Raw genomic sequence first — 23609 nt, forward strand, 5'->3', positions numbered from 1 at the left:
GTGGAATCTCCCGCTCGACCCGACGTCGCGCTCCGCGGCGCGGCGTCCGATTCCGCTCGAAAAACCTTATCTCCCTGAAACTTCCGTTTGCGGGACGACGGCCGCCGCGATTCCGGTTTGACATCCGTGCGCGCTCCTGCAATCCTCTTCGGCAGGTCACGAGAACCAGCGACAAGCCCCGGCTAGCTGGTCGGCAACCCTCCTCCGCGGTGGGGTGCTCCGGGTGACGACCAGGCCGTGTTTCCACACCGGACACGGCAAGCGCGGATTCGGACCGTGATCGCACTCGGGCGACGAGGCGACCACCGGCGAATCCCTGAACGACGAGGGAACGTCATGACTGCTGCCGTACTGACCGCCGACACCTGCATCGCCCCGTTCGCCCGGGTCACCGGATGTGACCTGCAGGTACCCCTGGTCCAGGGTGGTACCTGCACCTACGCCAACTTCGACTACGCGGCGAGCGCGCCCGCCCTCGAAGCGGTCACCGAGCGGATCGCCGAGCTCCTGCCGTACTACGCCAGTGTGCACCGCGGTGCCGGTTACGCCTCCCGGATCTCCACCTCGAGCTACGAGCAGGCTCGTGAGTCGGTGGCCCGATTCGTGTGCGCCGCAGACGATCAGGTGGTGGTGTTCACCCGCAACACCACCGACTCCCTCAACCTCCTGGCCGGAGCCGTACCCGGCGACGTCGTGGTGCTCGACGTCGAGCACCACGCAAACCTGTTGCCCTGGAAGAACGCCCGCGTCGTCGAGGCCGCGGACACCGTCGCCGAGACGGTCCGCCGGCTCGTCGCCGAGCTGTGCAGCAAGCCCGCCGCGCTGCTCGCCGTCACCGGCGCCTCCAACGTGACCGGCGAGGTCCTCCCGATCGCCGAACTCGCCGACGTGGCGCACGCCTGCGGCGCCCGGATCCTCGTCGACGGAGCGCAATTGGTGCCGCACCGGCGGATCGACCTCACCGCTCTCGGCGTCGACTACCTCGCGTTCTCGGGTCACAAGCTCTACGCCCCGTTCGGTGCCGGCGCTCTGGTCGGACGCCGGGACTGGCTCGACGTCGCGGAACCGTATCTCGCAGGGGGCGGTGCGGTCCGCGAAGTGCGTCTCGGTCACACCGAATGGGCGTGCGCCCCGGCGCGGCACGAGGCCGGCACGCCGAACGTGCTCGGCGTCGCGGCCCTCGCCGCGGCGTGCGACGCGCTCGCCGGTTTCGACGCCGACGCCGTCGCCGAGCACGAGGAGGCGCTGTGCCGGCGCCTCCTCGGCGGGCTGCGCGACCTCGACGGCGTGGAGATCCTGCGGCTGTGGAGCGACTCGCCGGACTCGGTCGGCATCGTCACCTTCACGGTCTCCGGATTCGAACCCGGCGAGGTGGCGTCGTACCTGTCCGCCGAGCACGGAATCGGTGTGCGCGACGGCCGGTTCTGCGCACACCCGCTGCTCGCGCGGGTCGGCCTGCCCGGCGGTGCGGTGCGCGCCTCCCTGGGGCTCGGCAGTTCGTCCGCCGACGTGGACCGCCTGCTCGACGCGCTGCGCGGGCTCGTCGACGCCGGTCCCGGCTGGACCTACGCCAAGACCGACGGCCTGTGGGGACCGTCGCCCGAGACCCGTCCGGGCCTGGTGGAGTCCACCGCCGGCGCCGCGCAGTGCAGCTGACCGATTCCCGGGCGGACCGCCGGACAGGCACTGCCCGCCGGTCGAGCCGGCAGGTCTAGTCGACGTCGACGTCGACGGCCGCCGTGATGCGCATCAGCTCGCGGAACGTCGTGCGGAACAGCGTGCGCGGATGCCCGCCGGAGGCCCACAGCTCGGGGAAAGCGGCCAGGGCGGTGTCGACGTACGTGGTCAGGTTCGTCGGATGCCCGAGCGGTGCCACCCCGCCGACGGGCTGCCCGGTGACCTCGGTGACCACGTCCGGGGGCGCCGCAACGAGCGCACCACCGAGGCGTTTGCCCGTCCGTTCCGGGTTCACCCGATGCGCACCCGAGACCAGCAGCAGCACCGGTTCGTCGTCGAGCAGGAACACCAGCGACTTGACGATCGCACCCACGTCGACCCCGAGTGCGGCCGCCGCCTGCTCCGCGGTGTGCACCGACTCCGGCTGGGTTGTGATCAGCCCGTGATGACCGCGCGCGATGAGCGTGTCGGCCACCCGAGCGGCATTCGGATGCAGTGTCCCGGACATGGTTCCAGCCTAGGAGCCCACCGCCGTCCGTGGCCCCGATCGACAGGGCTGCCCGCAGTCGGCGGTCAATACAGGGGAAAGCCGTCCTCCGGTCCGAGCATGCGCTCGAGCCGGGTACGGGTGATCTTGGCCAGTTCCTCCGTGCACGCTTTGCGCTCCGCCTCGGGTTCGTGCGCGAGGCGGTGGTGAAGATCCGTCAGCAGTTCCCCCGGCCCGCGTCCCTGGGGGCACCACAGGTAGCGGTAGCCGAAGCGCTCCTCGTAGGCGGCCGCCGCGGCCGTGATCGCGGTCATCAACGCCTCGTCCTCGTCCCACAGCGAGCACTGCTCGAGCCGCGAGGCGGTGCTGCCGCGCCGGCGTCCCACCACCGGGTGGCAGTCGAGGGCCTCCGCGATCTCCGCGTCGCCCAGCGAGAACAGGGCGGCGTCGGCTCGGGCGAACAGTTCCGAGTAGCTCGCGTAGGGTCGCCCGGCCGCCACCGACTGGGCCCAGGTCAGCGACGCGCAACACTCGTACAGCGCGTGGGTGGCGCCCCGCCGGGACAGGGCATTGAAGGCGCCCAGACCGATGCCCTGATGCATCAACATGGCAGTCGCTCCTTTGCGAGTCGGACCGTTCGTGTCCTCAGGATCCGTCCGGTTCGCGGCGGTCACCAGTGGGGTAGCAGGGAATTTTCGAGGCTGTAACGAGCGGCCCTCGTCGGCCGTCCGAAGCGCAGACATTACTGTTGAGTAATGACTGCAGATTCCCGCTGGAAAGCGTTCACCGTCGACGTCGCCGACCACGTCGCCCGCGTCACGCTGGTCGGGCCCGGCAAGGGCAACGCGATGGGTCCCGACTTCTGGACCGAGCTGCCCGTGCTGTTCGGCGAGCTCGACGCCGATCCGGACGTGCGCGCCGTCGTGCTCGCCGGCGCCGGCAAGCACTTCTCCTTCGGCCTCGACCTGCCCGCCATGAGCGGCGACCTGGGCAAGGTCCTCGCCGACAAGGCGCTGGCCGCCCCGCGCACCGAGTTCCACGAGATGGTCAAGCGGATGCAGGCGGCGATCACCGCGGTCGCGGACTGCCGCAAGCCGGTCGTCGCGGCCGTGCAGGGCTGGTGCATCGGCGGCGGCGTGGACCTGATCTCGGCGGCCGACATCCGCTACGCCAGTGCCGACGCGAAGTTCAGCGTCCGCGAGGTCAAGGTCGGGATGGTCGCCGACGTGGGTAGCCTCGCCCGCCTGCCGCTGATCATCGGCGACGGGCACCTGCGCGAACTCGCCCTCACCGGCAAGGACATCGACGCGGCACGTGCGGAGAAGATCGGTCTGGTCAACGACGTCTTCGCCGACGCCGACGCCGTTCTGGCGGCCGCGCAGGCCACCGCCGCCGAGATCGCGGCGAACCCGCCGCTGGTCGTGCACGGCATCAAGGACGTCCTCGACCACAGCCGCTCGGCGCGCGTCGACGACAGCCTGCGCTACGTGGCGGCCTGGAACGCGGCGTTCCTGCCGTCGGAGGACCTGACCGAGGCCATCACGGCAGTCTTCGAGAAGCGGCCCCCGGAGTTCCGGGGGCGGTAGAGGATGGACGGGTGCGACGGCATCCGGCCCTGACGTGGGGCGGCCGGCTGGTGCCGGTCGTCCCACTGTTGTATCTGGCGGTCTATCGGCCGTGGCAGCTGCGCTGGGGTGCGACCAGGACCGAAGTGGCTCAGCGGGTTCCGGGTGATGAGATCGTGCCCGGTCCGCACTGGTCGGCGACCCGTGCGGTGTCGATCGCGGCCGACCCCGAGGACGTGTGGCCCTGGCTGGTCCAGATGGGGGCGGGGGACCGTGCCGGCTGGTACAGCTACGACCTCGTCGACAACGGCGGGAAGCCGAGCGCCGGCGAGATCCGGCCCGAACTGCAGCGGCTCGAGGTCGGCGACCCCGTCCGGCTCGTCGCGGGTTCTCCGGCCGCCTTCCGGGTGGAGTCGATCGACCCCGGACGTTCGCTCGTGTATGCCCACTCGCACGACGGTGGCACGGTCACCGCCGTGCTGGTGCTGCGCCCGGACGGTCCCGGCCGTAGCCGGCTGGTGCATCGCGTGCGATTCCGCATCCCTCCGTCGCCGTTCGCTGTCGGCTGGGCCGCCCTCATGGACGCGGGGGACTTCGTGATGTCCCGGCGGATGCTGCTCGGCATCCGGGACCGGGCCGAGCGGCATGCCCGACGGCGCCGGGGCGGGCCGCCGCCTGTCGACGAAAGTCATGGGGCCACAATGGATTTCCGGCTCATGATCCCGGTGCGCCGACCGCCCGGTGCGGCGTTCGCGCTGCTCGCCGACGTTCAGGAACACGTGGGTGCACCGGCGCGCACGGGCGTCCGGATGAGCAAATCTCCACTCGGTCCGACCGCCGAGGGCACCCGGTGGTACGAGCGGGTGCGGCTCGCGCCGGGCTGGTGGATGTCCGTCGACAGCGTCGTGACCGCGATCGAGGAGCCGGAGCTGCTCGGGATGGACTTCCGGAGCGCCTGGTTCACCGGTCACCTCGACTACCGGATCGAGCCCACCCCGGGGGGATGTCTCCTGCGGCAGCACTTCGTCATGCGGTTGCCGCGCCCGCTGCAGTCGTGGTCGGCGCGGGTGGACGCCCGGCTCCGCCCGCGCCTGCTCGATCGGCTCGCCGAGGTCCGGGACGCGATCGAGCAGGGCGTGTGAGAACGCGTTCGGGCTCCGCAGCCGGCGGCCGCGGAGCCCGAACGATGCGTGGTGTCAGTGCCCGCCGTCGGCCTTCAGGCGCTCGATCGACGCGGAGACCTCGGCCTCGGCCTCGGCGCGGCCGACCCAGTCCGCGGCCTCGACGTGCTTGCCCGGCTCGAGGTCCTTGTAGTGCACGAAGAAGTGCTTGATGGCGTCCAGTTCGAACTGCGAGACGTCGCTGATGTCCTTGACGTGGTCCCAGCGCGGATCGCCCGCGGGCACGGCGAGGACCTTGTCGTCGCCCCCGGCCTCGTCGACCATCTTGAACATGCCCACCGGGCGGGCCTCGACGATGACGCCGGGGAACACCGACTCGGGCAGCAGCACCATGCAGTCCAGCGGGTCGCCGTCCTCGCCGAGGGTGTTCTCGATGTAGCCGTAGTCGGCGGGGTAGCCGAACGAGGTGTAGAGGTAGCGGTCCAGCTTCACACGGCCGGTTTCGTGATCGACCTCGTACTTGTTGCGCTGTCCCTTGGGGATCTCGATGGTGACCTCGAACTCCACGCCGTGTCCTCACTTGTAAGTCGATACGACTGCCGTATCTGCGGTGATGGTCCGCACAGAGGATAACGGGTCGGCGCTAGGCTGGTGGCGCAGGTGCCGGACCAGCGGGGCGGCCACCAGGGCGCGGGTTTCGCCGGAGCGGACGCCGCGGGATTCGACACAGCGGAGGCGTGTTGGCGGGGCAGGGCAAGAAGAAGCTGGGCACACTGGCGGGACGGCGCCGCCGGAACCTCCGGATCCTGTTCACCATCTGGGGAGCGGGAACCGTCGCGCTGCTCGTGGGGGGAGCCTTCGCGCTCTCCGACGTCCGCAGCGGGGAGGCCGCCGCCGCGATAGCGCCCGCGCCGGCGCCCGTCACCGCAACCCCGCAGGTGGCGCCGGTACCCGCCGACGCGCTCGCCCCCACCGCTCCCGCGCTGGCGGCCACGCTCGCACCGGCGCTGGGGAACGCGGGACTCGGCAACTTCACCGGCTCGATCACCGACGCCGCCACGGGCACCGTGCTGTGGTCGAAGGATCCCGCCCGGCCGATGATCCCGGCGTCGACGACGAAGGTCCTCACCGCCGCCGCGGCGCTGCTCGCCCTGCCCGCCGAACACCGCGTCACCACCAAGGTCGTCGAGGGTGGCCGGCCGGGGGAGATCGTGCTCGTCGCCGGCGGCGATCCCACCCTCACCGCCCGGCCCGTCGGCGAATCCGGCTTCTACGCCGGCGCCCCGCGCATCGCCGACCTGGTGCAGCAGATTCAGCGGAGCGGCACCGTCGTCGACACGGTGCTCGTCGACGCCGGTGCCTACGCCGGCGACCCTCTGGCCCCCGGCTGGTTCCCGGCCGACATCGCCGGCGGTTCCGTGGCCCCGATCGAACCGGTGATGCTCGACGGCGGCCGCCTGAACCCGCTCGAGGACGAGTCGCCGCGCACGCCCACCCCCGCCCTCGACGCCGGTCGGGCCCTCGCCGCAGCACTCGGCGCCGACCCCGCCCGGGTCGCCGCCGGCACCGCCCGGCCCGGAGCAGCCCCGCTGGCCGCGGTCCAGTCGGCGCCGCTGCGCGACCGGCTCGGGCAGATGATGGGCTACTCCGACAATGTCCTCGCCGAGGCCGTCGGCCGCGAGATCGCCGCGGCCGAGGGCGCCGAGCCGTCGTTCCGCGGCGCGGTCGACAGCGTCTCCGCGGTCCTGCGCGAGGCCGGATTCGACCTGACCGGGCTCACCCTCCACGACGTGAGCGGGCTGTCCGTCGACAACCGGATTCCCGCGCAACTGCTCGACGGGGTGATGGCCGCCGCCGCCGGAACCGAACAGGCGTCGCTGCGCCCGATGCTGGACTACCTGCCCGTCGCCGGCGCCACCGGCACCCTCTCCGAGCGCTACGCCTCGACCAATCGCGACGGGGCGGGTTGGGTCCGCGCGAAGACGGGCACTCTGTCACAGGCGAGCGGCCTGACCGGATTCGTCGTCGACACCGACGGACGGGTGCTGACGTTCGCCCTGTTGTCCAACGACCGTCCGCCGGGCGAGAGCCGGCCGGCCCTCGACGCGGTGGCGGCGACCCTCCGAGGATGCGGATGCCGATGACCGACCAGGACCGGACGCTGGGTGACGCGATCGACTGGAAGCTCGCGGCCGGGATCGGGGCGCGCCTGACCCGACCGGGCCCGGCGATGTCGCGCTACACCGCCGAGACCGTCTCCGCCGAGCTGGCGTCGGCCGCCGACCGCGCCGAGCCGCCGGTGCGGGAGCTGACCGGACTCGGTGACGGGCGGGACGTGCCGCCCGCCGCGGTCGTCGACCGGTCCGGCTGGGTGCACGCCGCCGCCAGGTCGATGGCAGACCTCACCGGTTCCGGGCCCGCCGACGGCCGCTGGGTCGGCAAGCCCGCCGGCGTGCAGGCCGGTGCGATGCTCGCGTACCTTTCCTCCGCCGTGCTCGGTCAGTACGACCCGTTCTCACGGTCGCTGCTGCTCGTCGCGCCGAACGTCGTCGCGGTCGAGCGGGCGCTGCGGGTGCCCACCGCCGACTTCCGGCTGTGGGTGTGCCTGCACGAGGTCACCCACCGCGTGCAGTTCGCCGAGGCGCCGTGGATGGCAGATCTGATGCGCGAGGCCGCGGCGGAGCTGGGCCGGACCGCGGAAGAGTCGTTCACCGACCTGGCCGGCCGGATCACCGGGGTCCTGCGCGATCGCCGGCCGGGCGAGGAGAAACCCATGGCCGAGCGCGGCGTGCTCGGTCTCGTCCGAGCGGTGCAGTCCGAACCCCAGCGCGCCGCACTCGACCGCATGCTGGCCCTCGGCACCGTGCTCGAAGGCCACGCCGACCACGTGATGGACGCGGTCGGGCCCACCGTGGTGCCCGCCGTCGCGCAGATCCGCCGGGCGTTCGACAACCGCCGGCGCCGGGCCGTGAACCCCGTCCACCGCATCATCCGCGCACTGCTCGGGATGGACGCCAAGATGGCCCAGTACGTGCAGGGCAAGAAGTTCGTCGACACCGTCGTCGAGCGGGCGGGCATGGCCCGGTTCAACGTCGTCTGGAGCGGTCCGGACGCGATGCCGACCCTCGCCGAGATCGACGACCCCCACGCGTGGATCGCGCGGGTGCTGGGCTGACGGTGTCGTCCGAGCGGCCGCTCCTGCCCGAGACCCCTGCCCTCCACGAGGTGCGCCTGGCCGTGCGGCGGTGGGTCGCGGCCCACGGCCGGTCCGTCGCGGTCGGCCTGTCCGGCGGCGCCGACTCGTCGGCCCTGACCGCCGCCGCCGTCGCCGAGGCGGATTCGGTGCGGGCCGTCGTCGTCGACCACGGCCTGCAACCCGGCTCCGGCGACGTGGCCGCCCTGGCCGCGGAGTTCGCGCGATCCGCCGGGTGCGGATCGGTGCAGGTCGTCCGCGTCGCGGTGACCGGCCCCGGCGGACTCGAGGCGGCTGCGCGCGCGGCCCGCTACCGGGCGCTCGGCGAGGCCCGGGCGGGGTTGCCCGTGCTGCTCGGGCACACGCTCGACGATCAGGCCGAGACGGTGCTGCTCGGGCTGGGCCGCGGTTCCGGTGCCCGGTCCCTCCGCGGCATGTGCGAGTTCGACGATCCGTGGGGCCGCCCCCTGCTCGGGGTGCGCCGCGAGGTCACCCGCCGGGCATGCGCGGAACTGGGGTACGCGCCCTACGAGGACGCGCACAACAGCGACCGGCGCTTCACCCGGGTGCGGCTGCGTGAGGAGGTGCTGCCGCTGCTCGAGGAGGTGCTCAGGGGTGGGGTCGCTTCGGCCCTGGCGCGCACGGCCCGGCAGTTGCGCGAGGACGAGGACGCATTGGAGGAGCTGGCCCTGCAACTGCTCGCGGAGGCCCGGGCCGGGACCGGCCTGGCCGTGGACGCCCTCGCCGGCACTCCCGTGGCGGTGCGACGGCGGGTCCTGCGGCGATGGCTGCTCGACTCGGGGGCGTCGGCGCCGACGGACCGCACCCTGCGGGCCGCCGACGAGCTGATCGGCCGGTGGCGCGGGCAGGGCGCGGTGGCCGTGGGCGGCGGGCCGGAGCCCGGCGTCAGGTTGGTGGTCACGCGTCGGCGTGGCAGGCTGATCGTCGAGTTCGTCGGCCGGCGACAGGGCGCGGACGACTGAGGGAAGGCAGGAAGAACCCGGTGTACGAGAACGACATCGCGTCGGTACTGATCTCCGAGGACCAGATCAAGCAGCGCACGAAGGAGCTGGCCGAGACCATCGCCACGCGCTACCCGGTGGGCGCACCCGAGGGTGACCTGCTGCTCATCGGCGTGCTCAAGGGCGCGATCTTCTTCATGACCGACTTCGCGCGGGCACTGCCGATCCCCACCCAGATGGAGTTCATGGCGGTCAGCTCGTACGGGTCGTCCACGTCCTCGTCCGGTGTGGTGCGCATCCTCAAGGACCTCGACAAGGACATCGCCGGCCGGAACGTGCTGATCGTCGAGGACATCATCGACTCCGGCCTGACGCTGTCCTGGCTCATGCGCAACCTCTCCTCGCGCAACCCGGCGTCCCTCGAGGTGGTGACGTTGCTGCGCAAGCCGGAGGCCGTGAAGGTCGACGTCCACGTCGCCGACGTGGGATTCGACATTCCGGACGAGTTCGTCGTCGGCTACGGCCTCGACTACGACGAGCGCTACCGCGATCTGCCGTACATCGGCACCCTCGACCCGAAGGTCTACACCGGCTGATCCGAGGTCGGCCCCACCGGATCGCGCGTCGACCGCGTCGGGGCCATGCCGCGCTGCAGTGCCCGCAGGTCGTCCTCCATGATGCGGAACAACCAGTACACGAGCACGAACGCGGCGATGCTGCCCACCGCCAGCACCCGGACCGCGACGAGAACCTGCTGGATCTCCTCGGGCGAGAGATACGTCACGCCGGCGACCCCGACGAGCGGCACGGCCGCCGCGAGCGCCAGGTAACGCACACTGCGCCGGTGCAGCCCCTCGAGTTCGCGGGCGTCCGTGGCGTCGGTCGCCCCGTGCGGCAGGAACGCCGGATACAACGATCGCACCATGTAGAAGGCGACCAGGAAGAACGGGTAGGCGACGGCGATCGCGCCGCACACCAGGATCGACGTGAGGAAGTGCGCGGCCGAGGGGCCGTCGATGTTGCCGCCGACGAAGTGCAGCGCGACGGGGAACGCGATGCCCGCGACCGTCCACAGGGTCATCACCACCGCGGCGACGCGGTCGCTGATCAGCAGCGCGTCGTGCCGGGCCCGGGCGAGTTCCACCGCGTTGTAGCTGCGGCCGCGGTGGAGGCCGCGCGGCACGGTGATCAGCCGTCGGCACAGGTACACGATGATCACCGTGCCGAGGGGGAAGGTGATCCCGTTGATGATCAGCGCGAGCTGTTCGAACTCGCGCTGGGTGTCCGGTGGGAGCCGGTCGACGATCAGGTTCGCATTGTGCTGGTAGTTGTACAGGGCGGCCAGCACGTTCGGGATCGCGATCGCGGCCGTGAGGATCGGCACCACGGGGCGGCGCAGCCGGGCCCGCCAGCTGTGCGGCGGCGGGTCGACGAGGTCCCGGGCCCGCGGATCGAGGCATAGGTCGAACTGCTGGGCCAGCTCCGCGCCCGACGCCCACCGGTCCGCCGGATCCGGCTCGAGGCACTTCGCGAGCACCCGGAGCAGGGTCTGGGGGCAGTCGGCCGGGACCCGCTCGCGTGCAGCCGCGGTCAGTCCCGTGCGGCGCCGCGCGAGCATGGTCTCGAGCGCGGGCAGGGTCTCGGCGCCCAGATCGTCCTCGCTGTTGGGCCGGCCGCCGGTGAGCAGTTCCCACAGCATCACCCCGAGCGCGTAGATGTCGCTGCGGGTGTCCATGTCCGCGGCGGTGCCGGGCAGCCCGGGATGGCACGCCTCGAGTTGTTCGGGCGACATGTAGGCCAGGGACCCGCCGAGGTACGCCACGGCGGACGTGCCGCCGACGGACTCGGCGAAGCTGATGTTGAAGTCGGCGAGCTTGGGCACGCCCTCCGCGGTGAGCAGGACGTTGGCCGGCTTGACATCGCGGTGGAGCACGCCGCGCCGGTCGGCGTAGTCCAGCGCGGAGGCGAGCCGGCGGCCGAGCCACGCGACGGTCTCGGGCCAGGTCAGGCTCTCGAGCCGGCTGCGCACGGTCGACTCGGCGGGCCGGATCTCACCCTTCTCGGCGAGGGTCTCGTCGACGACGTCGAGCAGGAGGCGGCCGCTGCGCTGCTCCGGCGGGGTGGTGCGCACCCGGTGCAGCACCCGCAGCAGCGTCCCGCCCGGCAGATACTGCATGTACAGCAGCCGCAGGCCGTGTTCCGGCAGGATCCGCTGGTCGAAGACGCGGACGATGTAGTCGTGGTCGAGCTGGGCGAGGGTCTGCGCCTCGGTGCCGCGGTCGGGGGAGATCTTCACCGCGACGAGCCGCTGCATCGAGTGCTGCCGGGCGAGGAACACGCGGCCGAAGGCGCCGCGGCCGAGGTTGGTGAGCAGGTCGAAGTCGTCGATCCGGTTCCCGGCCTCGACGTCGTCGATGCCGGCGGGGACGCGGACCGGGAAGGGCTCGGTCGTCGCCTCGCCAGGAAGGACGGCCGCAGCCGTGCGGGTCGGCTCGGTGGTCGCATCGGCCGTGCGCGTGAGGTCAACAGGTGCGGTACGGGTGGGATCGGCCGCAACCGTGCGGGTCGGCTCGGCCGCAGCCGTGCGGGTCGGCTCGGCCGCAGCCGTTCGGGTCGGCTCGGCCGCAGCCGTTCGGGTCGGCTCGGCCGCAGCCGTTCGGGTCGGCTCGGCCTCGGTGATCCGGGTCGGGTCGGCCTCGGTTGCAGCGTCCGGCTCCTGCATGGCCATGCGAAATGATAACCACGTCGTGGCCCGTGACCGCAGGCACCTGACGCGACCGGGAACCCCCGGGTGGTCCCGGACGTTGATCCTTCGGACCGTGCGGCCGCGCGAGGGCAACGCTGCGCGTCCACGCGGTAACCTTGCGGTGTCCGGTTCGTCGCCGGACTCCTCGGGACGACCACGATGATGACCGCACTATCGAAAGGACCGGCCGGCCGGGCCGAACCTGTATGAACCGCAAGACAGTGTTCCGTAATCTGGCGATCGTCGCCGGCATCCTGTTGGTCATCTACGCCTTCAGCTACTTCGGTGACGACACCCGCGGTTTCGCCAAGGTGGACACGTCTGTCGCGATCGCCCAGCTCGACGCGAACAACGTCAGCCGGGCGCAGATCGACGACCGCGAGCAGCAGGTCCGCCTGTGGCTGAAGAGCGGCAACGAGGCGACCGGGGACAACACCGAGATCCTCGCGAAGTACCCGGAGTCGGCGTCCGAGCAGATCTTCGACAAGGTCGCCGGCGCGGGCCTCGAGAAGTTCGACACCACCGTCACCCAGGAGAGCTGGCTGACGTCGATCCTGCTGTTCGTGCTCCCGATGATCATCCTGCTCGGGGTGTTCTTCTTCGTGATGAGCCGCATGCAGGGCGGTGGCCGCGGCGGCATGATGGGCTTCGGCAAGTCCAAGGCCAAGCAGCTGTCCAAGGACATGCCCAAGACCACGTTCGCCGACGTCGCCGGTGCGGACGAGGCGGTCGAAGAGCTGTACGAGATCAAGGACTTCCTCCAGAATCCGGCGCGCTACCAGGCCCTCGGCGCGAAGATCCCGAAGGGCGTGCTGCTGTACGGACCTCCCGGTACGGGCAAGACGCTGCTCGCCCGCGCGGTCGCCGGCGAGGCCGGTGTCCCGTTCTTCACCATCTCCGGTTCGGACTTCGTGGAGATGTTCGTCGGTGTCGGCGCGTCCCGCGTGCGCGACCTGTTCGAGCAGGCCAAGCAGAACAGCCCGTGCATCATCTTCGTCGACGAGATCGACGCGGTCGGCCGCCAGCGTGGCGCCGGCCTCGGCGGTGGCCACGACGAACGTGAGCAGACGCTCAACCAGCTGCTCGTCGAGATGGACGGCTTCGGGGACCGGCAGGGCATCATCCTCATCGCCGCCACCAACCGTCCCGACATCCTGGATCCGGCCCTGCTGCGTCCGGGCCGGTTCGACCGGCAGATCCCGGTCAGCAATCCCGATCTCGCCGGGCGCCGGGCGATCTTGCAGGTGCATTCCAAGGGCAAGCCGCTCGACCAGAACGCCGACCTCGAGGGGCTGGCCAAGCGCACGGTCGGCATGTCCGGTGCCGACCTGGCCAACGTCGTGAACGAGGCCGCGCTGCTCACTGCGCGCGAGAACGGCACCGTCATCACCGAGGCCTCGCTCGAGGAGTCGGTGGACCGCGTGATCGGCGGCCCGCGGCGCAAGAGCCGCATCATCAGCGAGCACGAGAAGAAGATCACCGCCTACCACGAGGGCGGGCACACGCTCGCCGCCTGGGCGATGCCGGACATCGAGCCGGTCTACAAGGTGACGATCCTCGCCCGTGGCCGCACCGGTGGTCACGCGATGACCGTCCCCGAGGACGACAAGGGCCTGATGACCCGCTCGGAGATGATCGCCCGCCTGGTGATGGCCATGGGTGGCCGCGCCGCCGAGGAACTCGTGTTCCACGAGCCGACGACGGGTGCCTCCTCCGACATCGACCAGGCCACCAAGATCGCCCGGGCGATGGTCACCGAGTACGGCATGAGCGCCCGCCTCGGCGCCGTCCGCTACGGGCAGGAACACGGCGATCCGTTCCTCGGCCGCTCGATGGGCGTGCAGTCCGACTACTCGCACGAGGTGGCCCGCGAGATCGACGAGGAGGTACGCAACCTCATCGAGGCCGCGCACACCGAGGCGTGGGCGATCCTCAACGACTACCGCGACGCGCTGGACCTGCTCGCCGGTGAGCTGCTCGAGCACGAGACCCTCACCCGCAAGGACCTCGAGCGGATCCTCGCCTCCGTCGAGAAGCGGCCACGGATCACCGAGTTCAACGACTTCGGTGGACGCACGCCGTCGGACAAGCCCCCGATCAAGACGCCGGCCGAGCTGGCGAAGGAACGCGGCGAGCCGTGGCCGCCGGAAGCGGTGCGCCCGTCCTTCACCAAGCCCGCCCAGCCGCAGCCGCAGCCCGCGGCGCCGACGAACGGGCATCCGGCGCCGGTGCCGGCGCCCGCCTCGGAGCCCCTGCCGGGCTTCGGGCAGCCGCCGCACCCGGGTGGGCCGCGTCATGCGACCCGGCCCGACTACGGCGCGCCGGCCGGCTGGTCGGCACCCGGTTGGCCGCCGGCCGAGTCCGAGCAGCCGCCGCAGAGCACCTATCCTGGGTATCCGCAATGGACCCAGCCCGCGCGCCCGGCCGACGACGACGAGCGGCAGACCGGTAGGAACGTGGCTCCCGAGCCACCGCCGACACAGCCGTGGGAGGGGCCGACCGGTCCGCGCTGAGCCCGAGTCAACGAGAGTGGAGGTACGGTCTGGTGTCGGTGAATCACCTGGATTCCGAGACGGATTCCGCGTCGATCGGCGGTGACGGCGAGGTCCTGCGCAGCCTGGAATCGGGCCGGGTCTTCGATCAGGCCCGCGCGGAGGCGGCCGTCCGGGAACTGTTGATCGCGGTGGGGGAGGACCCCGAGCGCGAAGGTCTGCTCGACACCCCGGCCCGCGTCGCGCGGGCGTACCGGGAGATGTTCGCCGGCCTGTACACCGATCCGGACTCGGTCCTCGACAAGACCTTCGACGAGGGCCATCAGGAACTCGTCCTGGTGCGTGACATCCCGATGTACTCCACGTGCGAGCACCACCTGGTCTCGTTCCACGGGGTCGCGCACGTGGGCTACATTCCCGGCCGCACCGGCCGGGTGACCGGGTTGTCGAAGCTGGCGCGGGTGGTGGACCTGTACGCCAAGCGCCCGCAGGTGCAGGAGCGGCTGACCAGTCAGATCGCGGATGCGCTCGTGCGCAAGCTCGATCCGGTCGGGGTGATCGTCGTCGTCGAGGCCGAGCATCTGTGCATGGCCATGCGGGGCATCCGCAAGCCCGGGGCGAGCACCACCACCTCGGCGGTGCGGGGGCTGCTGCAGTCCAACTCGGCGTCGCGCGCCGAGGCTCTGGATCTGATCCTCCGCCGGTGAGCGCGCTCCCGAACCCCGGGCGCCCGGTGGTGATGGGCGTGCTGAACGTGACCCGGGATTCGTTCTCGGACGGTGGCCGGTACCTCGACCGCGACGCGGCGATCGCGCACGGTCTGGAACTGCGCGACCTCGGCGTGGACATCGTCGACGTCGGCGGCGAATCCACCCGTCCCGGAGCGGCCCGGGTCGACCCGGAGGTCGAGGCCGGGCGCGTCGCGCCGGTCATCGCCGCCCTGAGCGCCGCCGGCATCCCCACGAGCGTCGACACCATGCGCGCGTCCGTGGCCGAGGCCGCGATCGAGGCCGGCGTCACCATCGTCAACGACGTCTCGGGTGGGCGCGCCGACTCCCGGATGGCCGCGGTCGTGGCGTCGGCAGGCGTGCCGTGGATCCTCATGCACTGGCGGCCCGCGGGCGGCTTCGTGCACGCCGGCGGGTCCACCCACTACGACGACGTGGTCCGGGAGGTCCGCGATGAGCTGATGGTGCAGGTGGATGCCGCGCTCACGGCAGGCGTGGAGCCGGCGAACATCATCCTCGATCCCGGACTCGGTTTCGTGAAGGACGCCGACCACAACTGGGAACTGCTGCACCGGCTGCCCGAGCTGACCGAGCTCGGCTACCCGGTGCTGATCGGCGCGTCGCGCAAGCGGTTCCTCGGGTCCCTGCTCGCCGCCCCCGACGGCACGATCCGGCCACCCGGCGGCCGCGAGGTGGCCACCGCGGTCGTGTCGGCGCTCGCGGCGGAGCGCGGGGCCTGGGGGGTGCGCGTGCACGACGTGCGGGCGTCGCTCGACGCCGTCGCCGTCGTCGGCGCGTGGCAGCGCGGCAGTGCGGCGGGAGGACCGGCGTGAGCGACCGGATCGAACTGCGCGGACTGCGCGTACGCGGCCACCACGGCGTGTTCGACCACGAGAAGCGCGACGGTCAGGACTTCCTGATCGACATCGTCGCGTGGCTCGATCTCGCGCCGGCCGCGGCGAGCGACGCCCTCGACGACACCCTGCACTACGGCATCCTTGCCGAGCGGGCCGCCGCGATCGTCGCGGGCCCGTCGCGGGACCTCATCGAGACCGTCGCCGGCGAGATCGCCGACGACGTCCTCACCGATCCGCGGGTCACTCGGGTCGAGGTCACCGTCCACAAGCCGTCGGCGCCGATCCCGCTGACCTTCGCGGACGTAGCGGTGGTGGTCGATCGCACCCGGAGCGGCTCGTGAGCCGGGTGGTGCTGTCCATCGGGTCGAACATCGGGGACCGGCCGGCGCACCTGCGCTCGGTCACCGAGGCCCTCGCCGACCGGATCGTGGCCGTGTCGCCGGTGTACTCGACCGCGCCGTGGGGCGGGGTCGAGCAGCAGGACTTCCTCAACGCGGTCGTCGTCGCGGAGGACCCGTCACTGGACTGCCGCGGCTGGCTCGAGCTGGGCCGGCAGCTCGAGGCCGCCGCCGACCGGGTCCGGGAGCAGCGGTGGGGCCCGCGCAGCCTCGACGTCGACGTGGTCACCTGCCACGACTCGGACGGCAGCGAGGTGCTCAGCGACGATGCCGAACTGACCCTGCCGCATCCGCGCGCCCACCTGCGCGCCTTCGTGCTCGTCCCGTGGTGGGACGTCGAACCCCAGGCGACGCTGACGGTCGACGGCACGCGACGACCGTTGACGGAGTGGCTCGCCGCTCTCGACGTCGACGAACGCGAAGGGGTGCGCCGCACCGAGTACCGGCTGGAGCCGCCGCGGTGATGAAGGCGACGCGTATCCGGGACCTGCTGGCGCTGGCGGTGCTCGCCGCCGTCGCGGCGTGGTTGCTGGCGCGCGGCCTGTACGGCACGTTGCCGCCGATCCCCGTCTACGCGGGGGCGTCGCTGTACCCGGTGGCGATCGTCGAGGTGGTGCTGGCGTTCATGATCCGTTCCCGGGTGGGCAAGCACGAGATCGGCGACGGGCCGCACCAGTTGCATCCCATCACGGCGGCCCGCGCGGTGGCGCTGGCGAAGGCGTCGGCTCTGGTCGGGGCGGCCAGCGCGGGCATCTGGGCAGGATTCCTGCTGTACCTGGTTCCGCAGCGGCCGGTGCTGCAGGCCGCAGTCGAGGACAGCGCCGGGGTGATCGTCGGGCTGCTCGCCGGCGTGGCGCTCGCGGCTGCCGCGCTGTGGCTCGAACACTGTTGCCGGACACCGGAAGACCCGGACGAGCCCGCGACCTGACCGGGGCGGCGAATCCTGTGCGCTCGACTCTCGGGACCCGGCGGCCGCGCCCAGTAGTCTGGAACGCATGGGGACTCCGGTGCGAACGAGGAAGGGCCGTCGGTCACGGCGCAGCGCGAGTTCTGTGATCGTGGCGGCGCTGCTCGCCCTGGCGTTGATCGCGTCGCTGTTCCTGGTCTTCAGCGACAGCGTCCAGCTGCTGCGCGTCGGTCTGGTCGTCGCGTTGTGGGCCGCCACCGTCGGCGCGATCGCGATGACGAAGTACCGTCGCGAGTCCGCGCTGGACCGTGCCAAGGTCCGGGATCTGCAGACCGTGTACGAGTTGCAGCTCGAACGGGAGATCGCGGCGCGGCGGGAGTACGAGCTGACCGTCGAGGAGAAGGTCAGGTCGGAGCTGCGGATCGATGCCGACCAGATGGCGGCCCTGCGCGCCGAGCTCGGTGCCCTGCGCCGCAACCTCGAGGTGCTCTTCGAGGGCCGGCTGCCCGAGGACCGCGCGGCGTTGTGGGCGGGCCGGGGACAACTGCAGGAGCTCGGCGGCGGGAACTTCCGGGTGACGGCCGCGCCCCGTCCGGCAGGCCCGTTCTTCGCCTCGCCCGACGACGAGCCGGTGACCGCCGAGACCACGGTGGTCACCGACGGCGACACGACGACGGCCGTGCCCCGCCGGCCGGCGGGCGCGACGGCCGCTCCCGGCGGATCCGAGGACACGGAACGGCGGGACCGGACCGAGCCGGAGGAACCGGCCGAACCGGAGGGCCGGGCCGAGTCCGGGTCGCAGCCGGAGGAACCCGAGGAGCAGGCCGAGGCGGACGACGACGCCGAGCCCACGGGCCGACGCGCCCGGCGACGGCGGCCGGACGGTGCCGGCGGCGAGGGGGCACACAGCCAGGGCCGCACGGTCGCGGAGATCCTCGCCGCCCTGTCCGCCGAGCGCTGAGCGTTCGCCGCGCCGGGTGAGGCGCAGATCACGTTCCCCGGCCATGGCCGGGGTTGCTCGGGCCGCGCTATTGTCGGTCGGAACGTCTGGTACCCGCCGAGCGGGACTGGAACGAACGAGAGGACTCCCGTGACCTCCTTCGGGATCACAAACGAGCCTGCGCCTGCACGACTGACGGTCGGAATCGTTTCCGCCGGGCGGGTGGGCACGGCGATCGGCGCGGCACTCGAACGCGTCGGCCACCTGGTCGTGGCCTGTTCCGCGGTATCCGAACTGTCCAAGCACCGCGCCCGCACCCGGCTTCCGGACACCGAGGTTCTCCCCGTCGACGAGGTCGCCGCCCGCTGCGACCTGCTGCTCCTCGCCGTTCCGGACTCGGAACTCGGCTCGCTCGTCCGCGGGCTCGCCGCCACCGGCTCCGTCTCGCGCGGCACGATCGTCGCCCACACGTCCGGCGCGAACGGCGTCGGCATCCTCGCTCCGCTCACCGAGCAGGGCATCGTGCCGCTCGCCATCCACCCGGCGATGACCTTCACCGGCCACGACGAGGACACTGCCCGGCTCGCCTCGGCGTGCTTCGGCATCACGGCTGCCGACGACATCGGCTACGCGATCGCCCAGTCCCTCGTGCTCGAGATCGGTGGCGAACCGGTGCGCGTCCGCGAGGAGCGGCGCGCGCTGTACCACGCCGCGCTCGCGCACGGCAGCAACCACCTCGTCACCCTCGTGGTGGATGCGGTGGAGGCGCTGCGGGTGGCGCTCGAGGGCGACGAACTGCTCGGCCAGCAACTCGTCGACGACGCGCCCGGCGGTGTCGCCGAGCGGGTGCTGCAGCCGCTGTTGTCGGCGGCCCTCGACAACGCGTTGCGCCGCGGGCCGTCCGCGCTGACCGGACCCGTCGCCCGCGGCGACGCACAGGCCGTGGCCACGCACCTGCGGGTGCTCGGGGAGGTCGATCCCCGGATCGCTGCCGGATACCGCGCGATGTCCCTGCGATCCGCGCAGCGCGCCGGAGCGAAACCCGAACTGATGGAGATCCTCGAAGGGGCTGATCACGGTGAGTGAATCGCAACAGGGCGGCTACGTGCGCGGCGAACTGACCGTGCACCACGACCCCGCCGCCCTGACCAAGGTCACCAAGGCGCTGCGTGGTGTCGGCCGCACGGTCGCCCTCGTGCCGACGATGGGCGCCCTGCACGCCGGTCACCTGGAGCTCGTGCGGCAGGCGAAGCTCACCGGTGCCGTGGTGGTGGTGTCCGTCTTCGTCAATCCGTTGCAGTTCGGGGCCGGTGAGGATCTCGACGCCTACCCGCGCACCCTCGACGCCGACCTGGAGCTGCTGCGGGAGGCCGGCGTCGAGCTGGCGTTCGTGCCGTCGGTGTCCGCGATGTACCCGAAGGGCCGGCGGACCGTGATCCACCCGGGGCCGCTGGGGGCGGAGCTCGAGGGTGGCAGCCGCCCGACGCATTTCGCGGGGATGCTCACGGTGGTGGCGAAGCTGCTGCAGATCGTCGCCCCCAATGTCGCCTTCTTCGGCGAGAAGGACTACCAGCAGCTCGCCCTGATCCGGCAGATGGTGGAGGACCTCAACTTCGACGTCCGCATCGTGGGCGTGCCCACGGTGCGTGAGCAGGACGGGCTGGCGCTGTCCTCACGCAACCGCTACCTGGATCCGGAACAGCGCCGGGTCGCCACCGTGCTGTCCGCGGCGCTGGTCGCCGGGGCGCACGCCGCCGCCGGCGGTCCCGAGGCGGTGCTCACCACCGCGCGCGAGGTGCTCGCCGCCGCGCCCGAGGTGGAGCTGGACTATCTCGAGCTGCGCGGCGTGGACCTCGGGCCCGCGCCGGAACGCGGCGACGGCCGGCTGCTGATCGCCGCGCGGATCGGCACCACCCGGCTCATCGACAACGTCGGTGTCGCGATCGGCACCGGATTCCTCGAACGCGAGACCGGCCCGGTCGACGCGTCCACCCCCGACGACCTGCTCACCCGCCGATAGCGCGACCGGCCCGAAAAAGCTGAGGAGACACCATGTTCCGCACGATGATGAAGTCGAAGATCCACCGCGCCACGGTGACCCACGCCGATCTGCACTACGTGGGTTCGGTAACCGTCGACCAGGACCTGATGGACGCCGCCGACCTGCTCGAGGGCGAGCAGGTCGCCATCGTCGACATCGACAACGGCAACCGTCTCGAAACCTATGTCATCGCGGGCGAGCGCGGCTCCGGCATCATCGGGATCAACGGTGCGGCAGCGCGTCTCGTGAGTCCCGGTGATCTCGTCATCCTCATCGCCTACGGCGTGATGAACGAGCAGGAGTGCCGCGACTACGACCCGCGCGTGGTGTTCGTCGACGCGGACAACCGGCAGGTCGAACTCGGCAACGATCCGGCGCACGCGCCGGAGGGTTCCGGCCTGATCACCCCGCGCATGCTCGCCACTCTCGACTCCGGTTCGTTGGTGTAGCAGTGCTCCTCGCTGTCGACGTCCGGAACACGAACGTCGTCCTGGGTTTGTTCACCGGCAGCGGCTCGCACGCGAAGCTGTTGCGGGACTGGCGGATGCGCACCGATCCGCGCATGACCGCCGACGAGCTCGCGCTCATCTTCCGTGGTCTGCTCGGCGGGTACGCCGACCAGATCACCGGCGTGACCGCGTTGTCCACGGTGCCGTCGGTGCTGCGCGAGATCCGGGTGATGCTGGGCCGCTACTGGGAACACGTGCCGCACGTGGTCGTCGAGCCGGGTGTGCGCACCGGGGTGCCGCTGCTCGTCGACAACCCCAAGGAGGTCGGCGCCGATCGCATCGTCAACAGCCTTGCGGCACATCACTTCTACGACCGGCCGTGCATCGTGGTCGACTTCGGGACGTCCACGTGCGTGGACGTGGTCTCGGCGAAGGGCGAGTTCCTCGGCGGCATCATCGCCCCCGGCATCGAGGTGTCGATGGACGCGCTGGCCTCCCAGTCCGCGGCGCTGCGCAAGGTGGAACTGCTGCGCCCGCGCGCCGTGGTCGGCAAGAACACCGTCGAATGCATGCAGTCCGGTGCGGTTTTCGGATTCGCCGGGATGGTCGACGGGCTGGTGCGCCTGGTGCGTGCCGAGCAGCGCGGATTCGAGGGTGACGACGTCGCGGTCATCGGGACCGGCGACCGTGCGCCGTTGATCATGCCGGAGTCCGAGACGCTCGAGCACCACGAACCGGACCTGACGCTGGAGGGCCTGCGCCTGGTGTACGAGCGCAATCTCGCACGGCGCGGCGCCCGATCCGCCGCCGTGGGTTCCGCCCGCCGCGATCCTGTGCAAGAATAGTCGCCGTGATCCGCTGCATGAGCGCCCAGGAGTGTTGTCGAGGCTGACGTCCGCCTCGATCGTTCACCCATACCTGGAGTCACCCTCATGCGCACTGCGCTTGCTGCATCCTTCGTCGCCGCACCCGTTCACACTCTCCCGCTCACCACCGAGCGCACCTATCCGGCCGGGCTGGCTGCGACCGTCGCGCGCGGCGCGGTGGTCGTCGACATCCGCACCCACGCCGAACGCGCGGTCCAGGGCACCCTGCCCGGGGCGCTGGCCATCTCCGCCGAGCTGCTGCCCCGGCGCCTGCATCCCACCAGCGACGAGCGTCTGGCGGTGGCCGTCGACCGCGACGTCGAGTGGGTCGTGGTCTCGGCCTCCGGCGCGGAGACCGACGCCGTCGTCGCCGCGCTGCAGGCGCTCGGGCTGCGCCGCGTCACCGGCCTCGTCGGCGGGTACGCGGCTCTCGCGGCGGCCGGGGCGACCGATGCGATCGCCGCGGCCCCGCACGTCGAGGACGACGTGGCGCGCGTGACCGCGCACTGACCCGGCGGGCGCCGGCGCCCCGGGCACCTCGGCCCTGCGCAGCCGCTGGTCCTGCGCAGGCGCTCGAGGCGGTCCGATAGTCTGGTCACCCGTGAGTGATGCACCCGTTCAGCAGTCCGACGACACCCCCGAGCAGATCCGCATCCGCCGCGAGAAGCGCGAACGGATCCTGGCGCAGGGCAAGGACGCGTACCCCGTCGTCGTGCCCCGCACTCACACCCTCGCGGAGATCCGGGAGAAGTATCCGGACCTCGAGCCCGACACGACGACCGGGGAACAGGTCGGCGTCGCGGGCCGGGTCATCTTCTTCCGCAACACGGGCAAGCTGTGCTTCGCCACGTTGCAGGAGGGCGACGGCACCCAGTTGCAGGCGATGATCAGCCTCAACGGCGTCGGCGAGGAGTCCCTTGCGGCGTGGAAGCACGACGTGGACCTGGGCGACTTCGTGTTCGTGCACGGCGAGGTGATCAGCTCTCGGCGCGGCGAGCTCAGCGTCATGGCGGACTCGTGGCAGATGGCCGCCAAGGCCCTGCGGCCGCTGCCGGTGGCGCACAAGGAGATGAACGAGGAGACCCGGGTCCGGCAGCGCTACGCCGACCTGATCGTGCGTCCCGAGGCCCGCGCCAACGCCCGCATGCGTGTCGCGGTGGTGCGCGAGTTGCGCAACGCGCTCGAGCGGCGCGGCTTCCTCGAGGTCGAGACCCCGATGCTGCAGACCCTGCACGGCGGCGCGACGGCCCGTCCGTTCGTCACCCATTCGAACGCCCTCGACATGGATCTGTATCTGCGCATCGCGCCGGAGCTGTTCCTCAAGCGCTGCGTGGTGGGCGGCATCGAGAAGGTCTTCGAGATCAACCGCAACTTCCGCAACGAGGGTGCCGACTCCACGCACTCGCCCGAATTCGCGATGCTCGAGACGTACGAGGCGTACGGCACGTACGACGATTCGGCGACGATGACCCGGGAACTCATCCAGGAGGTGGCGATGGCGGTGTTCGGCACTTACGTCGTCACCCTCGCCGACGGCACCGAATACGACCTCGGCGGCGAGTGGAAGACGATGGAGATGTACCCGTCGCTGTCGGCGGCCATCGGAACCGAGGTCACGCCCGACACGTCGCTGGAGGAGCTGCACGCCCTCGCCGATCGGGTGGGTCTCGAGGTCCCGGAAGGCAAGGGCTGGGGCCACGGAAAGCTCGTCGAGGAGTTGTGGGAGCACCAGTGCGGCGACCAGTTGCACGAGCCGACGTTCGTGCGGGACTACCCCGTCGAGACCTCGCCCCTCACGCGGCAGCACCGCAGCAAGAACGGCGTGACCGAGAAGTGGGATCTGTACGTGCGTGGTTTCGAACTCGCCACCGGTTACTCGGAACTCGTCGACCCCGTGATCCAGCGGGAGCGGTTCGTCGACCAGGCGCGGCTCGCCTCGGCCGGTGACGACGAGGCGATGGTTCTCGACGAGGACTTCCTCGCGGCGATGGAACAGGGTATGCCTCCGACGACCGGAACCGGCATGGGAATCGACCGTTTGCTGATGGCGCTGACGGGCCTCGGAATCCGGGAAACAATCCTGTTCCCAATTGTTCGCCCGGCGAGGTAATTGATCGCATTCGTTTTCCGTATTGCCATGAATTGATTCCCGGGTATTGTTGTCTCGTACCGCGGGGGGC

24 protein-coding genes and 1 riboswitch are annotated in these 23609 nt (G+C 71.4%); of the genes, 20 read left to right on the forward strand and 4 right to left on the reverse strand.

The genetic code is table 11. The annotated features are described in order from the left end of the window. Positions 1-154: 154 nt before the first annotated feature. Positions 155-270: riboswitch (SAM riboswitch) on the forward strand. 66 nt (positions 271-336) lie between these two features. Next, positions 337-1656 (forward strand): aminotransferase class V-fold PLP-dependent enzyme, encoded by a 1320-nt coding sequence (locus tag KZJ41_RS03420; RefSeq protein ID WP_029540699.1) that lies wholly within the window; start codon positions 337-339, stop codon positions 1654-1656. A gap of 55 nt (positions 1657-1711) precedes the next feature. Here the strand turns inward: KZJ41_RS03420 and KZJ41_RS03425 are convergent, their stop codons facing one another. Both KZJ41_RS03425 and KZJ41_RS03430 read right to left on the reverse strand, forming a co-directional pair. Continuing rightward, the gene (locus KZJ41_RS03425; protein ID WP_006930436.1) at positions 1712-2185 is read right to left on the reverse strand and encodes a YbaK/EbsC family protein; all 474 of its coding nucleotides are present in this window, start codon (positions 2183-2185) and stop codon (positions 1712-1714) included. 65 nt (positions 2186-2250) lie between these two features. After that, entirely contained in the window at positions 2251-2772 is a 522-nt protein-coding gene (locus tag KZJ41_RS03430) for a 2-oxo-4-hydroxy-4-carboxy-5-ureidoimidazoline decarboxylase (RefSeq protein WP_006930435.1), read from the reverse strand. 147 nt (positions 2773-2919) lie between these two features. On the opposite strand from KZJ41_RS03430, the gene KZJ41_RS03435 reads away from it, so the two are divergent. Continuing rightward, positions 2920-3750 carry a crotonase/enoyl-CoA hydratase family protein gene (locus KZJ41_RS03435; RefSeq protein ID WP_006930434.1) on the forward strand — a complete coding sequence of 277 codons (831 nt, stop codon included), beginning with the start codon at positions 2920-2922 and terminating at the stop codon, positions 3748-3750. A gap of 11 nt (positions 3751-3761) precedes the next feature. Further along, positions 3762-4871, forward strand: a complete 1110-nt coding sequence (locus tag KZJ41_RS03440; protein WP_006930433.1) for an SRPBCC family protein — start codon at positions 3762-3764, stop codon at positions 4869-4871. A 54-nt stretch (positions 4872-4925) separates the two neighbouring features. Here KZJ41_RS03440 and KZJ41_RS03445 read toward each other — a convergent pair whose 3' ends face one another. Beyond that, entirely contained in the window at positions 4926-5417 is a 492-nt protein-coding gene (locus tag KZJ41_RS03445) for an inorganic diphosphatase (protein WP_006930432.1), read from the reverse strand. A 170-nt stretch (positions 5418-5587) separates the two neighbouring features. On the opposite strand from KZJ41_RS03445, the gene dacB reads away from it, so the two are divergent. The 4 genes from dacB to hpt are packed head-to-tail and all read left to right on the forward strand — an operon-like array spanning position 5588 to position 9601. Continuing rightward, positions 5588-6994, forward strand: a complete 1407-nt coding sequence (gene dacB / locus KZJ41_RS03450) for a D-alanyl-D-alanine carboxypeptidase/D-alanyl-D-alanine-endopeptidase (protein WP_029540702.1) — start codon at positions 5588-5590, stop codon at positions 6992-6994. Then, complete coding sequence (locus KZJ41_RS03455) at positions 6985-8025, forward strand: zinc-dependent metalloprotease (RefSeq protein WP_006930430.1); 1041 nt, start codon at positions 6985-6987, stop codon at positions 8023-8025. Before dacB ends, KZJ41_RS03455 begins: the two co-directional genes overlap by 10 nt. A gap of 2 nt (positions 8026-8027) precedes the next feature. Beyond that, positions 8028-9026, forward strand: a complete 999-nt coding sequence (gene tilS, locus KZJ41_RS03460) for a tRNA lysidine(34) synthetase TilS (RefSeq protein WP_251550177.1) — start codon at positions 8028-8030, stop codon at positions 9024-9026. A 20-nt stretch (positions 9027-9046) separates the two neighbouring features. After that, the gene (gene hpt, locus KZJ41_RS03465; RefSeq protein ID WP_006930428.1) at positions 9047-9601 is read left to right on the forward strand and encodes a hypoxanthine phosphoribosyltransferase; all 555 of its coding nucleotides are present in this window, start codon (positions 9047-9049) and stop codon (positions 9599-9601) included. Here hpt and KZJ41_RS03470 read toward each other — a convergent pair. Further along, on the reverse strand, positions 9589-11733 hold the full coding sequence (locus KZJ41_RS03470) for a protein kinase (RefSeq protein ID WP_251550179.1): 2145 nt from the start codon (positions 11731-11733) through the stop codon (positions 9589-9591). The two genes, hpt and KZJ41_RS03470, sit on opposite strands and share 13 nt — an antisense overlap. Before the next feature lie 224 nt (positions 11734-11957). Between KZJ41_RS03470 and ftsH the strand changes: the two genes are divergently transcribed. The 13 genes from ftsH (at position 11958) to lysS (ending at position 23539) form a co-directional block, all read left to right on the forward strand. Then, a complete protein-coding gene (ftsH, locus tag KZJ41_RS03475; protein WP_065923084.1) occupies positions 11958-14264 on the forward strand; it encodes an ATP-dependent zinc metalloprotease FtsH in 2307 nt (768 codons plus the stop codon). A 32-nt stretch (positions 14265-14296) separates the two neighbouring features. Further along, positions 14297-14950: a GTP cyclohydrolase I FolE gene (folE, locus tag KZJ41_RS03480; RefSeq protein WP_006930424.1), complete on the forward strand. Its 654-nt coding sequence runs from the start codon at positions 14297-14299 to the stop codon at positions 14948-14950. Positions 14951-14982: 32 nt separating this feature from the next. Then, positions 14983-15804 (forward strand): dihydropteroate synthase, encoded by an 822-nt coding sequence (gene folP / locus KZJ41_RS03485; protein ID WP_044475554.1) that lies wholly within the window; start codon positions 14983-14985, stop codon positions 15802-15804. Next, positions 15801-16169, forward strand: coding sequence for a dihydroneopterin aldolase (gene folB, locus KZJ41_RS03490; RefSeq protein ID WP_006930416.1), 369 nt, complete (start codon positions 15801-15803; stop codon positions 16167-16169). The genes folP and folB overlap by 4 nt, the downstream gene beginning before the upstream one ends. Then, on the forward strand, positions 16166-16690 hold the full coding sequence (gene folK, locus KZJ41_RS03495) for a 2-amino-4-hydroxy-6-hydroxymethyldihydropteridine diphosphokinase (RefSeq protein ID WP_050034528.1): 525 nt from the start codon (positions 16166-16168) through the stop codon (positions 16688-16690). Before folB ends, folK begins: the two co-directional genes overlap by 4 nt. After that, positions 16690-17154 (forward strand): DUF3180 domain-containing protein, encoded by a 465-nt coding sequence (locus KZJ41_RS03500; RefSeq protein WP_037200442.1) that lies wholly within the window; start codon positions 16690-16692, stop codon positions 17152-17154. The genes folK and KZJ41_RS03500 overlap by 1 nt, the downstream gene beginning before the upstream one ends. Before the next feature lie 130 nt (positions 17155-17284). Beyond that, complete coding sequence (locus KZJ41_RS03505; RefSeq protein WP_231772049.1) at positions 17285-18094, forward strand: DUF6779 domain-containing protein; 810 nt, start codon at positions 17285-17287, stop codon at positions 18092-18094. A 129-nt stretch (positions 18095-18223) separates the two neighbouring features. Continuing rightward, entirely contained in the window at positions 18224-19159 is a 936-nt protein-coding gene (locus tag KZJ41_RS03510; RefSeq protein WP_006930399.1) for a Rossmann-like and DUF2520 domain-containing protein, read from the forward strand. Continuing rightward, complete coding sequence (gene panC, locus KZJ41_RS03515) at positions 19152-20093, forward strand: pantoate--beta-alanine ligase (RefSeq protein WP_006930397.1); 942 nt, start codon at positions 19152-19154, stop codon at positions 20091-20093. The genes KZJ41_RS03510 and panC overlap by 8 nt, the downstream gene beginning before the upstream one ends. A 32-nt stretch (positions 20094-20125) precedes the next feature. Then, positions 20126-20563, forward strand: coding sequence for an aspartate 1-decarboxylase (panD, locus tag KZJ41_RS03520; protein WP_029540720.1), 438 nt, complete (start codon positions 20126-20128; stop codon positions 20561-20563). 2 nt (positions 20564-20565) lie between these two features. Further along, on the forward strand, positions 20566-21408 hold the full coding sequence (locus tag KZJ41_RS03525) for a type III pantothenate kinase (RefSeq protein ID WP_006930394.1): 843 nt from the start codon (positions 20566-20568) through the stop codon (positions 21406-21408). 87 nt (positions 21409-21495) lie between these two features. Then, positions 21496-21939: a rhodanese-like domain-containing protein gene (locus tag KZJ41_RS03530; protein ID WP_006930391.1), complete on the forward strand. Its 444-nt coding sequence runs from the start codon at positions 21496-21498 to the stop codon at positions 21937-21939. A 91-nt stretch (positions 21940-22030) separates the two neighbouring features. Further along, on the forward strand, positions 22031-23539 hold the full coding sequence (gene lysS, locus KZJ41_RS03535) for a lysine--tRNA ligase (protein WP_065923081.1): 1509 nt from the start codon (positions 22031-22033) through the stop codon (positions 23537-23539). The last annotated feature ends 70 nt before the right edge of the window (positions 23540-23609 follow it).

Source organism: Rhodococcus sp. 11-3 (assembly GCF_023704055.1).
GTDB classification, from domain to species: Bacteria; Actinomycetota; Actinomycetes; order Mycobacteriales; family Mycobacteriaceae; genus Rhodococcus; species Rhodococcus aetherivorans.

What these genes read in the sequence shown, in the direction of transcription:
- KZJ41_RS03420 (WP_029540699.1), top strand. Translation starts at nt 337, where the DNA reads ATGACTGCTGCCGTACTGACCGCCGACACCTGCATCGCCCCGTTCGCC.
- KZJ41_RS03425 (WP_006930436.1), bottom strand. Translation starts at nt 2,185, where the DNA reads ATGTCCGGGACACTGCATCCGAATGCCGCTCGGGTGGCCGACACGCTC.
- KZJ41_RS03430 (WP_006930435.1), bottom strand. Translation starts at nt 2,772, where the DNA reads ATGTTGATGCATCAGGGCATCGGTCTGGGCGCCTTCAATGCCCTGTCC.
- KZJ41_RS03435 (WP_006930434.1), top strand. Translation starts at nt 2,920, where the DNA reads ATGACTGCAGATTCCCGCTGGAAAGCGTTCACCGTCGACGTCGCCGAC.
- KZJ41_RS03455 (WP_006930430.1), top strand. Translation starts at nt 6,985, where the DNA reads ATGCCGATGACCGACCAGGACCGGACGCTGGGTGACGCGATCGACTGG.
- KZJ41_RS03470 (WP_251550179.1), bottom strand. Translation starts at nt 11,733, where the DNA reads ATGGCCATGCAGGAGCCGGACGCTGCAACCGAGGCCGACCCGACCCGG.
- ftsH (WP_065923084.1), top strand. Translation starts at nt 11,958, where the DNA reads ATGAACCGCAAGACAGTGTTCCGTAATCTGGCGATCGTCGCCGGCATC.
- folP (WP_044475554.1), top strand. Translation starts at nt 14,983, where the DNA reads ATGGGCGTGCTGAACGTGACCCGGGATTCGTTCTCGGACGGTGGCCGG.
- KZJ41_RS03500 (WP_037200442.1), top strand. Translation starts at nt 16,690, where the DNA reads ATGAAGGCGACGCGTATCCGGGACCTGCTGGCGCTGGCGGTGCTCGCC.
- panD (WP_029540720.1), top strand. Translation starts at nt 20,126, where the DNA reads ATGTTCCGCACGATGATGAAGTCGAAGATCCACCGCGCCACGGTGACC.
- KZJ41_RS03530 (WP_006930391.1), top strand. Translation starts at nt 21,496, where the DNA reads ATGCGCACTGCGCTTGCTGCATCCTTCGTCGCCGCACCCGTTCACACT.